The organism is Streptomyces herbicida (genome assembly GCF_032656585.1).
Taxonomy (GTDB): Bacteria; Actinomycetota; Actinomycetes; order Streptomycetales; family Streptomycetaceae; genus Streptomyces; species Streptomyces herbicida.
In genome coordinates this window covers 1-13,071 of record NZ_JAUYWJ010000015.1, presented here as the reverse complement: position 1 = coordinate 13,071, position 13,071 = coordinate 1, and the positions used below count along the sequence as shown (strand labels likewise).

The 13,071-nt window shown below is 71.0% G+C and carries 11 protein-coding genes and 3 tRNA genes; 6 read left to right on the top strand and 8 right to left on the bottom strand.

Annotated features, from left to right (window positions below):
• Positions 1 to 263 precede the first annotated feature (263 nt).
• The 3 genes from Q8A52_RS29100 (at position 264) to Q8A52_RS29090 (ending at position 4,816) form a co-directional block, all read left to right on the top strand.
• Complete coding sequence (locus Q8A52_RS29100; RefSeq protein ID WP_316757213.1) at positions 264 to 2,162, top strand: hypothetical protein; 1,899 nt, start codon at positions 264 to 266, stop codon at positions 2,160 to 2,162.
• 183 nt (positions 2,163 to 2,345) lie between these two features.
• Positions 2,346 to 3,848: a N,N-dimethylformamidase beta subunit family domain-containing protein gene (locus tag Q8A52_RS29095; RefSeq protein ID WP_316756775.1), complete on the top strand. Its 1,503-nt coding sequence runs from the start codon at positions 2,346 to 2,348 to the stop codon at positions 3,846 to 3,848.
• Positions 3,849 to 3,916: 68 nt separating this feature from the next.
• Positions 3,917 to 4,816 carry a phosphoribosylaminoimidazolesuccinocarboxamide synthase gene (locus Q8A52_RS29090; protein WP_316756773.1) on the top strand — a complete coding sequence of 300 codons (900 nt, stop codon included), beginning with the start codon at positions 3,917 to 3,919 and terminating at the stop codon, positions 4,814 to 4,816.
• Positions 4,817 to 4,849: 33 nt separating this feature from the next.
• Here Q8A52_RS29090 and Q8A52_RS29085 read toward each other — a convergent pair.
• From Q8A52_RS29085 to Q8A52_RS29050, 8 genes are all read right to left on the bottom strand, one after another.
• Positions 4,850 to 4,925: transfer RNA gene (locus Q8A52_RS29085), tRNA-Gly, on the bottom strand.
• Positions 4,926 to 4,947: 22 nt separating this feature from the next.
• Positions 4,948 to 5,562, bottom strand: coding sequence for a response regulator transcription factor (locus tag Q8A52_RS29080; RefSeq protein WP_316756771.1), 615 nt, complete (start codon positions 5,560 to 5,562; stop codon positions 4,948 to 4,950).
• Positions 5,559 to 6,800 (bottom strand): sensor histidine kinase, encoded by a 1,242-nt coding sequence (locus Q8A52_RS29075; protein WP_408649270.1) that lies wholly within the window; start codon positions 6,798 to 6,800, stop codon positions 5,559 to 5,561. Before Q8A52_RS29075 ends, Q8A52_RS29080 begins: the two co-directional genes overlap by 4 nt.
• 14 nt (positions 6,801 to 6,814) lie before the next feature.
• Positions 6,815 to 7,594 (bottom strand): ABC transporter permease, encoded by a 780-nt coding sequence (locus tag Q8A52_RS29070; RefSeq protein WP_316756767.1) that lies wholly within the window; start codon positions 7,592 to 7,594, stop codon positions 6,815 to 6,817.
• Positions 7,591 to 8,541 carry an ABC transporter ATP-binding protein gene (locus tag Q8A52_RS29065; RefSeq protein ID WP_316756765.1) on the bottom strand — a complete coding sequence of 317 codons (951 nt, stop codon included), beginning with the start codon at positions 8,539 to 8,541 and terminating at the stop codon, positions 7,591 to 7,593. The genes Q8A52_RS29070 and Q8A52_RS29065 overlap by 4 nt, the downstream gene beginning before the upstream one ends.
• Positions 8,542 to 8,668: 127 nt before the next feature.
• A tRNA-Gly gene (locus Q8A52_RS29060) sits at positions 8,669 to 8,744 on the bottom strand.
• An 84-nt stretch (positions 8,745 to 8,828) separates the two neighbouring features.
• Positions 8,829 to 8,900, bottom strand: a tRNA-Gly gene (locus tag Q8A52_RS29055).
• Positions 8,901 to 9,059: 159 nt separating this feature from the next.
• On the bottom strand, positions 9,060 to 9,377 hold the full coding sequence (locus tag Q8A52_RS29050) for a histone-like nucleoid-structuring protein Lsr2 (RefSeq protein WP_263210394.1): 318 nt from the start codon (positions 9,375 to 9,377) through the stop codon (positions 9,060 to 9,062).
• A 341-nt stretch (positions 9,378 to 9,718) separates the two neighbouring features.
• Here Q8A52_RS29050 and purS point away from each other — a divergent pair, with 341 nt between their 5' ends.
• Genes purS through purL form a run of 3 tightly spaced genes read left to right on the top strand, consistent with a single transcriptional unit; the run spans position 9,719 to position 12,914 of the window.
• Positions 9,719 to 9,982: a phosphoribosylformylglycinamidine synthase subunit PurS gene (purS, locus tag Q8A52_RS29045; protein ID WP_030620556.1), complete on the top strand. Its 264-nt coding sequence runs from the start codon at positions 9,719 to 9,721 to the stop codon at positions 9,980 to 9,982.
• Positions 9,979 to 10,659: a phosphoribosylformylglycinamidine synthase subunit PurQ gene (purQ, locus tag Q8A52_RS29040; protein WP_316756761.1), complete on the top strand. Its 681-nt coding sequence runs from the start codon at positions 9,979 to 9,981 to the stop codon at positions 10,657 to 10,659. Before purS ends, purQ begins: the two co-directional genes overlap by 4 nt.
• A complete protein-coding gene (gene purL, locus Q8A52_RS29035; RefSeq protein ID WP_316756760.1) occupies positions 10,656 to 12,914 on the top strand; it encodes a phosphoribosylformylglycinamidine synthase subunit PurL in 2,259 nt (752 codons plus the stop codon). The genes purQ and purL overlap by 4 nt, the downstream gene beginning before the upstream one ends.
• Positions 12,915 to 13,071 lie beyond the last annotated feature (157 nt).

Here is a 13,071-nt window from a genome sequence, read left to right as displayed (position 1 = left end):
GTGCCATGCCTCGGGCCCCGGAGAAATCCGGGGCCTGATCATTGCTTTCTGTCGTACACCTCTGACCAAAGCCATTCCATCGAGTGAGCAATGCCCCATCCGGCTGACGGGGGCCGAGGCCCCAACTAGGGTGCGGCGCAAGCGTTCCGGCACTTGGCCCACCGGCATTGCGATGTCCCCGGCGGGTGCCACAGTGGGGGAGTGAGCAACGCCAGGACAGCACCAGGGCATCAGGGAGGGGGTGACGTCCGGTCGTGACCGGAATGGGTGTGGAGGCGGGCGCGCAGGCGGCGCGGTCCCGGGCCCTCGCCGTGCTGCGGATCCGCGGCCGGGCGGTGGCCGTGGCCCTGCTGCCCGCGGCGGCCGCCGTGATCCTGCTGGCCGGCGGTTCCACGGGCCATCTGCCCGGCCGCGGCTGGGATCTCGCCCGCTGGACCGTGAGCGGGGTCGCGCTGCTGGTGCTGCTGGCCGCGGCGGGCATCGCGCTGATCGTGGCCCGTTCCCGTCCGGCCGTGAGCCCGACGGTCGCGATCCCGGAGGAGTCCGCCCCCGACCTGTACCGGATGGTGCGCGACCTCGCCGACCGGCTCGACGTCCCCGCGCCCTCCGCCATAGCGCTCACCCCGGACTGCGACAGCTGGCTGGAGGACCGCACCCACCCCGCGCACGGACCGCCCCCGCCCGAGCACCACGACGAGCTGGCGGACCTGGGCCGGCGCACCCATCGCCGCACGGCGGCCGCGCCCGTCCTCGTCATCGGCTCCCCGTTCCTGTGGTGGATGCGGGTCGGCGAGCTGCGCGCGGTGCTCGCCCCGGTCGTCGCCGGTACGGGCCCCTCGGCGCACCCGGACATAGCGGCCGCCCGCCGTTTCGTCCGGGGGCTGGACGCGGCGGTCGCCGTGACCTCGGCGCCCGGCCGTGGCCCGCTCGCCCGCTCCGTGCTCGCGGGCGTCGGCTGGGTGGCCCGGCTGCTGCTGCGCGGCTGCCGGGACCATGCGGCCGAGATGGAGCGGGGCGTGGCCGCCGCGGCCGCCGAGCGTGCACAGGCTGTGGATTACGGCCTGCGGATCGTCGCCCAGGAGCAGGTGGGGCTTGCGTACGCGGGCTGGGACCGGCTGCTGACCCGGGTCGCGCTGCCGGCCTGGCGGATGGGCCGCTGGCCCTCCCGGCTGGACGCGGGTGTCGTCGCGGCGCTCACCGAGCTGTCCCGGCGGGATCGCCTGGCCGAGGGCTTCGCCTCCCGGCTGGGCGAGCGCCCCGCCTGTGATCTGCTGGAAGAGCCCGGCGTGGTGGACGAGGCCGCCTCCCTGCTCGCCGCCCGCCTCTTCCACGGCGGCCCCGCGGAGCCGGGTCCGGACTGGTCCCCGGTGGACTGGCAGGAGTATCCGGACGAGGTCGTGGATCGTAAGTGGCGCACCGACGCCGCCCGTCTCCACCGGGTCCTGGACTCCCTCGGTGTCCGCCCCGCCCCCGATCCCACGGCCACGGACGCCGGCGGCCCCACCCTGTCCCGTGTCCTCGACCACCTGTCGGATCCACCGGGCGGGGCCGACGGCTGCCCCTCGCCGGACGGTGCGTGCGCCGAGGCGGAGGGGGGCCCCGCGGTGGACAAGCCGCCCGAGGGCGCGGTCGCCGAAGGAGCCGAAGGAGCCGAAGGAGCCCGAGGAGTCGGCACAGACGCCGGATACGACCGGCGCTTCCCGGGCACCGCCGCGTACGACGACGAGCCCGACGACGACTCCGAAAACCAGTGCGGTGCCGCCCTCGCCGCGCGGCTCAGCGCCGAGCTGGCCCGTGAGGAGGCTTCCGCGTCCGCCTCCGCCGCACTGCCTACCGGCTCGGCCCGCCCCGGTGAGGGCCCCGACACCGGCCTCTGGGACGACGGCGCCCTGCCCCTGTTCCCCCTCCAGCCCCCGCGTACCGCCCGCGAGCTCCTCGCCGACCACGTCACGGCGATGGTGTGCTGCGCGGCGATGGACACGGCCGGCGCGGTCCCGGGCCTCGACTGGCTCGACGGCCCGTCCCTGCTCATCAACGGCGAGCGGGCCGCGGATCTGACCTCCCGGGTGCTCAGCCTGACCGAGGAAGGGGATCCGGACCCCCTTCGAGCCTGGCTGATCGAGTCGGGGATACGCCCGGAGAAGCCGGTACGACTTGTCTGACCTCGGACGATGGTCCGCCGTAGCGGAGCGGCATCTTCCATTTCAGGTCAATTCGCAACGAATAGTGACCGTGCGCGTGCGTTATGTGATGTGCTGGGACCGATCGCGCACATGGCAAGGGCTTACGACATACGACAGCCGCATCGCACGCACAGCACGGGGGCCCGAGGGAGGGGAGCGACCATGGGATCCGAGCAGATCCGCCGCTGGGAGTCGGGGGCACTGGCACACGCCGTCACGGACCCCTTCGGCCAGGGACCGGTTCCCTGGCTGCGCGGCAGTGAGACCTACTTCGACGACACCGGCCATGTCGTCCCCTGGTACGTGGACGCAACCCAGCAGCACGCGCCCCCGGCGGGCACCGGCAGGCCGCGTGTGCCGGCTCCGCGCCCCTCCGGCGGCCCCCGCTCGGCGGACGACGTCCACCGCCAGATCAAGGGCTTCACCTCCACCGGCGCGGTCGCGCCCGGCGAGGCCGTCGACTTCCACATCACGGTCGACCCGCCCCAGCAGTTCAGCGTCGACATCTACCGCATCGGCCACTACGGCGGCGACGGCGCCGCCAAGATCACCACCAGCCCCCGGCTCTCCGGGATCGTCCAGCCCCCGCCGCTGACCGCCGACCGCACGGTCTCCTGCCACCACTGGTGGCTGTCCTGGCGGCTGCAGATCCCGTCGTACTGGAGCAACGGCGCCCACGTGGCCGTGCTCACCACCGCCGACGGCTACCGCTCCCACGTGCCGTTCACGGTCCGCGACAGCCACCCCGCGGATCTGCTCCTGCTGCTCCCCGACATCACCTGGCAGGCCTACAACCTCTATCCGGAGGACGGCCACACCGGCGCCAGCCTCTACCACGCCTGGGACGTGAAGGGCCGGCTGCTCGGCGAGGCCGACGCCGCGACCACGGTCTCCTTCGACCGCCCGTACGCGGGCGCGGGCCTGCCCCTGCACGTCGGCCACGCCTACGACTTCATCCGCTGGGCGGAACGGTACGGCTACGACCTCGCCTACGCCGACGCCCGCGATCTGCACGCCGGACGTGTCGACCCCACCCGCTACCGGGGCCTGGTCTTCCCCGGCCACGACGAGTACTGGTCGACCCAGATGCGCCGCACGGTGGAGATCGCACGCGAGAGCGGCACCTCGCTCGTCTTCCTCTCCGCCAACACCATGTACTGGCAGGTGGAGCTGGGCCCCGCCCCGTCCGGCGTCCCGGACCGCCTGCTCACCTGCCGCAAGCGCAAGGGACCGGGCAGGCCGGTGCTCTGGCGCGAGATCGACCGTCCCGAACAGCAGCTGGTCGGCATCCAGTACGCGGGCCGGGTCCCCGAGCCCCATCCGCTGGTCGTCCGCAACGCCGGCCACTGGCTGTGGGAGGCGACCGGCGCCGGCGAGGGCGACGAGCTGGCGGGCCTGGTGGCCGGCGAGGCCGACCGCTACTTCCCGCGCACCCCGCTCCCCGACCACGAGGAGCGCATCCTCCTCGCCCACTCCCCCTACACCGACAACGACGGCGTCCTGCGCCACCAGGAGACCTCCCTGTACCGCGCGCCCTCCGGCGCCCTGGTCTTCGCGTCGGGGACCTTTGCCTGGTCGCCGGCCCTGGACCGGCCGGGACACGTGGACCCCCGCATCCAGCGGGCCACCGCCAACCTGTTGGACCGAATCTGCAAGCGCGACTGACCCCCTGTCCGTGGTCCATGTCCGATACGGGACAATCGAGCCATTGGACAGAACCACGGGGAGGAACCGTGTCCGGATTCGTCGAAAAGCCCGAGCCGATCCAGGTTCCGGGTCTGGTGCATCTGCACACCGGCAAGGTGCGCGAGCTGTACCAGAACGAGGCGGGCGACCTCGTGATGGTCGCCAGCGACCGCATGTCCGCCTACGACTGGGTGCTGCCGACCGAGATCCCCGACAAGGGCCGCGTCCTCACCCAGCTCTCCCTGTGGTGGTTCGACCAGCTCGCCGACCTGGCCCCCAACCACGTCCTGAGCACCGAGCTCCCCGCGGGCGCGCCCGCCGACTGGGCGGGCCGCACCCTGATCTGCAAGTCCCTGCGGATGATCCCGGTCGAGGCAGTGGCCCGCGGCTATCTCACCGGCTCCGGCCTCGCCGAGTATCAGCAGTCCCGTACGGTCTGCGGCCTCGCCCTCCCCGAGGGGCTCGTCGACGGCTCCGAGCTGCCCGCCCCGATCTTCACCCCGGCCACCAAGGCCGAGGTCGGGGAGCACGACGAGAACGTGTCGTACGAGGAGGTCGCCCGGCAGGTCGGCGCCGACACCGCCGCCCAGCTGCGCCAGACCACCCTCGCCGTCTACAACCGTGCCCGGGACATCGCCCGTGACCGCGGGATCATCCTCGCCGACACCAAGTTCGAGTTCGGCTTCGAGGGAGACACCCTCGTCCTCGCCGACGAGGTCCTCACCCCGGACTCCTCCCGCTTCTGGCCGGCCGACCAGTGGCAGCCGGGCCGGGCGCAGGCGTCGTACGACAAGCAGTTCGTGCGCGACTGGCTGACCTCCGCCGAGTCCGGCTGGGACCGCAAGAGCGAGCAGCCCCCGCCGCCGCTGCCGCAGCAGGTCGTGGACGCCACCCGGGCGAAGTACGTCGAGGCGTACGAGCGCCTGACGGGCACGAGCTGGGCGTAACGCAAAAGGCCCCCGGGAAACCGGGGGCCCTGCTGGAGCGGACGACGAGGCTCGAACTCGCGACCTCAACCTTGGCAAGGTTGCGCTCTACCAACTGAGCTACGTCCGCATTGCGCTGCGCGCGAAAGCAACTATACCCAACCTCGCTCCCGTGCGAGACGCACCGCCGCATGGCGGTTCTCGGCCCCGAGTTTCATCACGGCCGAGGAGAGGTAGTTCCGCACGGTCCCCGGCGACAGCGCGGCCCGCTCGGCGATCTCCGCGACCGGTGCCCCGTCGGCGGCCAGCTCCAGGACCTCGGCCTCGCGCGCGGTCAGCGGCGAGTCCCCGGCGGAGATCGCGTCGGCGGCCAACTCCGGGTCGACGTAGCGGTTTCCGGCGTGCACGGTACGGATGATCTCCGCGAGCCGCTGGGCACTGACGGTCTTCGGGACGAAACCGCGCACACCTGCCGCAAGGGCTCGTTTCAGATGGCCGGGCCGTCCGTGTCCGGTGACGATCAGTACCTGGCAGCCGGGCAGTTCGGCCCGCAGGGATGTGGCGACCTTCACACCGTCGGCGCCCGGCATCTGAAGATCCAGGACCGCGACGTCCGGTTCGTGGGCCCGCGCCATGGCCAGCGCCTCGGGCCCGGTCGCCGCTTCGGCAACCACCACGAGATCGTCCTCCAGGGAGAGCAGCGCGGCCAGCGCCCCGCGGATCAGATGCTCGTCGTCGGCGAGCAACAGCCGTACCGGGGAACTCATGACGTGACTCCACTCACATTCGCCAAGGGCACCTCGGCCACCAACCGGAACCCGTCCTCGCCGACGGTTCCCGCTTTCAGGGTCCCGTCCACCACGGCCAGCCGCTCCCGCAGCCCCGCGAGTCCGGAACCCCCACTCCCGTCGGGGGCTCCGGACGCTCCGTCGTTCTCCACCGTCAGCACCACACGTCCCTCCAGCACCCGCAGACTCACCGCACACCGCCCGGCGTCCCCGTGCCGCAGCACGTTGGTGGCGGCCTCCCGCACCACCCAGCCGAGCGCGGACTGCACGTCGGCGGGCAGCCCGTCGGCGGCACCGGTGATCTCGCAGGCGATCCCGGCTGCCGTCAACACACCCTGCGCGCCGACGAGTTCGACATCGAGATCGGCCTCCCGATAGCCCCGTACGACATCGCGCACCTCCCGCTGCGACTCCTGCGCGATGCGCTGCACCTCGATCATCTGCTCCACCGCCTCCGGCCGCCCCCGCCGGGCCAGTTGCACGGCCAGCTCGCTCTTGAGAGCGATCACGGACAGGTTCCGCCCCAGCACGTCGTGCAGATCCCGCCCGAAGCGCAGCCGCTCTTCGGCGACGGCGAGCCGGGCCTCGATCTCGCGGGCGTGTTCGGCCTCCCAGAGCACGGACAGGGTCCAGGCGCCGCAGCGCGCGGCGATCAGGGCGAAGCCGGTGGCGAAGCCGCACACCACCGTTGTCGCGAGGACACCGAGACCGTCCAGGCGCACGATCGCGAAGGCGCCCACGATCAGCGCCGTGAGGACCCCGGACCGGCGCAGGAACACCGGGACGGGCACGATGAGCGCGTACGGCAGCCCGAACGGCATGAGCACCGCCGCGATCGCCAGCCGGGCCGTGAACGGATCGGTCCCGTCGACCGCGGCAAGCGCCGTGATCAGGGCGAGCGCCACGCCGAGCAGGACGGCGGGGGCGCGTTGGGAGCGGGGCGGCAGTGCGGCGCGCCCCAGGTAGTGGTCGAGCGCGGGCCGGACGAGCCGGCTCGCGGCCGCGCACTGCAGCAGGTCCACGGCGACCAGCAGCACGCCGAGCACCATCGGCACGGGCCGCCGGTCGAGCCCGCCCACCAGCGGCAGCATCAGCCAGCTGAGCGGGAGGCCCCAGAGGGTGGCGTGCCAGGTGACCAGGCTCTGCAGCTCGACGCGCTCCGCCTTGCTGCGCTCCCGCCAGTGACGCTGATGCAACCGCCGTATCCGCCCCACCATGTGCTCCCCGGTACTCAGCGCCGCGGCTCCCACCGGAACCACCGCCGTACAGCAAACACCGCCAGAACGGTCCAGGCCAGCGCGGTCGCCACGGCGCCCAGCGCCTCGTACGCGCTCAACCGACCGGTCCAGCCGGCCTGGACCAGACGGATGGCGGGGGAGAGCGGGAGGAGTTCGCAGACGGAGGCGAACCGGTCGGGCAGGAGCTCGGTGGGGATCGCGATGCCCGAGCCGATCATCGACACGATCGCCAGCGGCGACGCGGGGACCTGGGCGCTCTCCGGCGTCCTGGTGAAGGCCGAGGTGAGGGCGGCGAGCACGGCGCACAGCACGAGGCCGGTCAGCAGGCCGAGCACGGTCAGGAACGGCGCCTTGGGGGTCCCCGCGTCGAAGAGCACCGCACAGCCCACGGACAGCACCAGCGCCTGTGCGAGCCCGACGGACACCGCCGGCAGGGACGTGCCGACGAGGATCTCGAGGTCGCCGAGTTCGCCGGTGCGCAGCCGTTTGAGGACCAGTTCCTCGCGGCGGGCGACGAAGGCGCTCACCAGGGAGGTGTACACGGCGAAGAGGAAGGAGAAGCCGATCGCGGCCGTCAGCATCACCGTGCCGATGGTCAGTCCCTCGGCCTTGAGGTCGATCTGGTCGACCGCGGGCCGCACGCTGAACGGCAGCGCGAGCGGCATGAGCAGCGCGGTGAGGACGACACTGCGGTTGCGGCCGAGCAGGGTGAGTTCGGCCCGGGCCAGGGCGCGCAGCCGCCGGGCCATCGGTGCGGATGCCAGGGTGCTCATGCCGCCGCTCCTGCCGTGGGCTCCTGCTCCCGCGCGATCCCGAGGAACGCCTCCTCCAGCGAGGCCGACCGCATGTCGAGGCCGCGCAGTTCGACCCCGGCCCGCTCGGCCCACACCAGCAGCCCGGTGGCCGTCCGCTGGAGTTCCCGGGTCCGCAGCCGGACGGTCCTGCCCGCCACTTCGTGCCCGCACACCGCCAGCGCGGCGAGCGGCGGCAGGTCGCCGAGGAAGTAGCCCTCGGGCAGTTCGAAGGAGATGCGGGCGGGCCGGCCGGCGGTGACCTCGGCGGGCGTGCCGGAGGCGGCGATGCGGCCCTCGTGCAGGATCGCGAGCCGGTCGGCGAGGCCCTCCGCCTCCTCCAGGTAGTGCGTGGTGAGCAGCACGGTGGTGCCGGTCTCGCGCAGCGCCCGTACCAACTCCCAGGTGTCCCGGCGCCCTTCGACGTCGAGCCCGGCCGTCGGTTCGTCGAGGAACAGCACCTCGGGCTCGCCCAGCAGCGCGAGCGCCAGATCCAGGCGCCGCCGCTCACCCCCGGACAGCTGCTTCACCCGCACATCGGCCTTCCCGGCCAGCCCGACCAGCGCCAGCGCCTCGCCTTCCGGCCGGGCCCCGCTGGTGCAGCCCGCCCACATTCGCGCGGTCTCGGCGACGGTCAGCTCGGAGGGGAAGCCGCCTTCCTGGAGCATCACTCCGGTGCGCGGCCGTACGGCGGCCCGCTCCAGGTAGGGGTCGTGGCCGAGGACCCGCACCTGCCCGCCCGCCGGTGCCGCGAGGCCCTCCAGCAGCTCGACCGTCGACGTCTTGCCCGCGCCATTGGTGCCCAGCAGCGCGAAGATCTCGCCGCGGGCCACGGAGAAATTGATTCCGCGCACCGCCTCGAACCCGCCCCCGTAGACACGCCGGAGGTCGGTGACCTCGATCACGTGCTCGTGCTCGTTGATGTCCATGAAGTCAGCGTCCCGGCGGGCGGGGCCGGGCAGCAGTGCGCGGTGTCATCACTCGGCATGACAAATGTCAGACGGACGCTCGCGGAAGGCACACGAAAAAACCCCGGTCTGAAGACCGGGGCTTCTCTGGAGCGGACGACGAGGCTCGAACTCGCGACCTCAACCTTGGCAAGGTTGCGCTCTACCAACTGAGCTACGTCCGCACTGCTCCCGACCGGCTCCCACCGATCGGTGCGAACACCAGCCTACCTGATCCTCAAGACTCCTTGGGACGGTAGTGGTGCCAGAGCGGGTGACAGGGATCGCACACTGCGCCTTCCCCCTGGAAGGGGGATGTTCTGCTACTGAACTACACCCGCGTGTACTCCGTGGGATCCGGCCTTTCGGCCTCGCCCCTCGGCGTGCTCCAGACATTAGCTGATCAGCAGGGGGGTAGCGCAAGTCGGTTGCTCACGGCGTCCAAGTCGGCTGTCCTCAGGGTCCGGTGACGGACCCTGAGGACTCACCCCTCGCGGGCGTCACTGCGCGGCGCTGAACGCCTCGTAGACCTTCTTGGGGATCCGGCCGCGCGCGGGCACGTCCATCTTGTTCGCCTGGGCCCAGGCGCGGACGGCCGCGGGATCGGGAGCGACCTCGGTCTGCCGGTAGGTCTTGCCCGACTTCGCCCTCTTGCGGCCGGCCGCCACGTACGGCTCAAGAGCCTTACGCAGTTTCTTGGCATTGGCTTGATTGAGGTCGATCTCGTACGACTTGCCGTCGAGTCCGAAGGCGATCGTTTCCGCCGCTTCCGAGCCGTCGATGTCGTCAAAGAGAGTGACCACGACCTTCTGCGCCACGAATATCGGTCCCTTCGTGCGACACCCCTCTGCGGTGACGTGCCAAGACGCCCGGGAGATGTCGACTGTCCGCCTGTTATTGGGCAAAGTATCGGCTATTGCCAATTCATTTGTACAGTGCCCGGCAATGCAAAGTGAAGCCCGACTAAATCCGCCCGCGTGTCCGGGCGCAATAGCTGCCACGGGTGGACCGCCGAACTTTCCCAGATTTTTTGGTGAAGGCACCCGTTCGACACCTGATCGTGATGCCCGTCACGTAGTTTCCTACAACTCTACTCGCGTAGAAATTTTGTGCGGGTAGTCTGAAGGAACCTGCTCAGCACCACACACCGGGAGTGCCAGTGGCACGCGTCGTAGTCGACGTCATGCTCAAGCCGGAGATCCTCGACCCCCAGGGCCAGGCGGTGCAGCGCGCACTGCCGCGGCTGGGTTTCGAAGGCGTCTCCGATGTACGTCAGGGAAAGCGATTCGAACTGGAAGTTGACGGCCCGGTCGACGAGGCCGCGCTCGCCCGCATCCACGATCTTGCGGAATCCTTCCTCGCCAACACCGTGATCGAGGACTTCACCGTCAAGGTGGAGGAAGTCGCGGAGGCCGCGAAGTGACCGCTCGTATTGGCGTCGTCACTTTCCCGGGGAGTCTCGACGACCGGGACACCCAGCGCGCGATCCGCCTCGCGGGCGCCGAACCGGTTGCCCTCTGGCACAAGGACAAGGACCTCAAGCAGGTCGACGCCGTGGTTCTGCCGGGTGGTTTCTCCTACGGCGACTATCTGCGGGCCGGAGCGATCTCCCGCTTCTCGCCGGTGATGGAGACCGTCATCGAGCAGGCGAAGGCCGGACTTCCGGTCCTCGGTATCTGCAACGGCTTCCAGGTACTCACCGAGGCCCATCTCCTCCCGGGCGCGATGCTCGGCAACAATCACCTCCACTTCATCTGCCGCGACCAGAAGCTGCGGGTGGAGAACGCGGAGACCTCCTGGACGAGCGACTACAGCGCCGGCCAGGAGATCCACATCCCGCTGAAGAACATGGACGGCCGGTACGTCGCCGACGAGTACACGCTCGACAAGCTGGAGGCCGAGGGGCGGGTCGCCTTCCGTTACCTGGACTTCAACCCCAACGGCTCGCTGCGGGACATCGCCGGCATCACCAACGAGGCCGGAAACGTCGTCGGCCTGATGCCACACCCCGAGCACGCCGTCGAGCCGCTGATCGGTACGGGCCGTACCGACGGCCTCCCGTTCTTCACCTCGATCCTCAAGAAGCTGGTGGGCGCATGAGCCGGACGCCTCTGGACACGGTCGAGCACGCGACCGCGACCCCCGACGTCGAGCTGCCCTGGGCCGAACTCGGTCTGAAGAAGGACGAGTACGAGCGGATCGTGGAGATCCTGGGCCGCCGCCCGACCGGCGCCGAGCTCGCCATGTACTCGGTCATGTGGTCCGAGCACTGCTCGTACAAGTCGTCGAAGGTGCATCTGCGCCAGTTCGGCGAGAAGGCCCCGCAGAGCGACGCGCTGCTCGTCGGTATCGGTGAGAACGCCGGTGTCGTCGACGTCGGCCAGGGCTACGCGGTCACCTTCAAGGTCGAGTCGCACAACCACCCGTCGTACGTTGAGCCCTACCAGGGCGCGGCCACCGGTGTCGGCGGCATCGTCCGCGACATCATCGCGATGGGCGCCCGCCCGGTCGCGGTCGTCGACCCGCTGCGCTTCGGCGCCGCCGACCACCCCGACACCAAGCGCGTCCTGCCGGGCGTCGTCGCCGGCATCGGCGGCTACGGCAACTGCCTGGGCCTGCCCAACATCGGCGGCGAGGTCGTCTTCGACTCCTGCTACCAGGGCAACCCGCTGGTCAACGCCGGTGCCATCGGCGTCATGCGGCACGAGGACATCCACCTCGCGAAGGCGTCCGGCGCGGGCAACAAGGTCGTCCTGTACGGCGCCCGGACCGGCGGCGACGGCATCGGCGGCGCCTCGATCCTCGCCTCCGAGACCTTCGACGACGCCAAGCCCTCCAAGCGCCCGGCCGTCCAGGTCGGCGACCCCTTCCAGGAGAAGCTCCTCATCGAGTGCACCCTGGAGGCCTTCAAGGAGAAGCTGGTCGTCGGCATCCAGGACCTCGGCGCGGCCGGCCTGTCCTGTGCCACGTCCGAGCTCGCCTCCAACGGCTCCGGCGGCATGCGCGTCACGCTGGACGACGTGCCGCTGCGCGACTCCACGCTCTCGCCCGAGGAGATCCTCATGAGCGAGTCGCAGGAGCGCATGTGCGCGGTCGTGGAGCCGCAGAAGGTCGACCGCTTCCTCGAGATCTGCGAGAAGTGGGACGTCATCGCCACCGTCATCGGTGAGGTGACCGACGGCGACCGCCTGGAGATCTACTGGCACGGCGGCAAGATCGTCGACGTCGACCCGCGGACCGTGGCCCACGAGGGCCCGGTGTACGAGCGCCCGTACGCCCGCCCGTCCTGGCAGGACGAGCTCCAGGCGGACGACGCGAACAAGCTGCCGCGCCCGGTGACCCCCGAGGAGCTGAAGGACCAGGTCCTGAAGCTGGTGGGCTCCCCCAACCAGGCCTCCAAGAAGTGGATCACCTCGCAGTACGACCACTTCGTGCAGGGGAACACCGTCCTCGCCCAGCCCGAGGACTCCGGCATGATCCGTGTCGACGAGGAGACCGGCCTCGGCGTCGCGATCGCCACGGACGGCAACGGCCGGTACGCCAAGCTCGACCCGTACGCGGGCGCGCAGTTGGCCCTCGCCGAGGCCTACCGCAACGTGGCGACGACCGGTGCCAAGCCGCTGGCCGTCTCCGACTGCCTGAACTTCGGCTCGCCCGAGGACCCGGCCGTCATGTGGCAGTTCGCGGAGGCCGTCCGCGGCCTGGCGGACGCCTGCCGGCAGCTGGGCACCCCGGTGACCGGCGGCAACGTCTCGCTCTACAACCAGACGGGCGAGGTGGCCATCCACCCGACCCCGGTCGTCGCGGTCCTCGGCGTCATCGACGACGTGGCGCGCCGCACGCCGGTCGCCTTCCAGGAGGAGGGGCAGCTGCTCTACCTCCTCGGCGACACCCGTGAGGAGTTCGGCGGCTCGGCCTGGTCCCAGGTCGTCCACGACCACCTCGGCGGCCTGCCCCCGAAGGTCGACCTGGAGCGCGAGCGGCTGCTCGGCGAGATCCTGATCTCCGCCTCCCGCGACGGCATGATCGACTCCGCGCACGACCTGTCCGACGGCGGTCTGATCCAGGCGGTCGTCGAGTCGGCGCTGCTCGGCGGCAAGGGCGCGCGGCTGGTCGTACCGGACGGGCTCGACGCTTTCACCTTCCTGTTCTCCGAGTCGGCGGGGCGTGCGGTCGTCGCCGTGCCGCGCTCGGAGGAGGTCCGGTTCAACGACATGTGCGGTGCGCGCGGTCTTCCGGTCGCCCGTATCGGTGTCGTCGACGGCGACTCGGTGGAGGTCCAGGGCGAGTTCGCGCTCTCCCTGACCGAGCTGCGCGAGGCCCACGAGGACACCATCCCGGCGCTGCTGGCCTAGGCCTCGCACCCGCACGAAGGCCCCGCCCGTTCGGCGCTTTCTAGGGGTCGTTGCAACACGTGGTCGTGTTGATCAGGCCGCGAGCAGTTTATGCAGGCGCTCGGCTGGGGTTTCCCAGCCGAGCGTTTTGCGTGGGCGGCCGTTCAGCTCGGCGGCC

Excerpts from the sequence above, each read along its gene's own strand:
- Q8A52_RS29070 (WP_316756767.1), bottom strand. The coding sequence starts at position 7,594 with ATGAGCACCCTGGCATCCGCACCGATGGCCCGGCGGCTGCGCGCCCTG.
- Q8A52_RS29075 (WP_408649270.1), bottom strand. The coding sequence starts at position 6,800 with ATGGTGGGGCGGATACGGCGGTTGCATCAGCGTCACTGGCGGGAGCGC.
- Q8A52_RS29095 (WP_316756775.1), top strand. The coding sequence starts at position 2,346 with ATGGGATCCGAGCAGATCCGCCGCTGGGAGTCGGGGGCACTGGCACAC.
- Q8A52_RS29100 (WP_316757213.1), top strand. The coding sequence starts at position 264 with ATGGGTGTGGAGGCGGGCGCGCAGGCGGCGCGGTCCCGGGCCCTCGCC.
- Q8A52_RS29065 (WP_316756765.1), bottom strand. The coding sequence starts at position 8,541 with ATGGACATCAACGAGCACGAGCACGTGATCGAGGTCACCGACCTCCGG.
- Q8A52_RS29080 (WP_316756771.1), bottom strand. The coding sequence starts at position 5,562 with ATGAGTTCCCCGGTACGGCTGTTGCTCGCCGACGACGAGCATCTGATC.
- purL (WP_316756760.1), top strand. The coding sequence starts at position 10,656 with ATGAGCCGGACGCCTCTGGACACGGTCGAGCACGCGACCGCGACCCCC.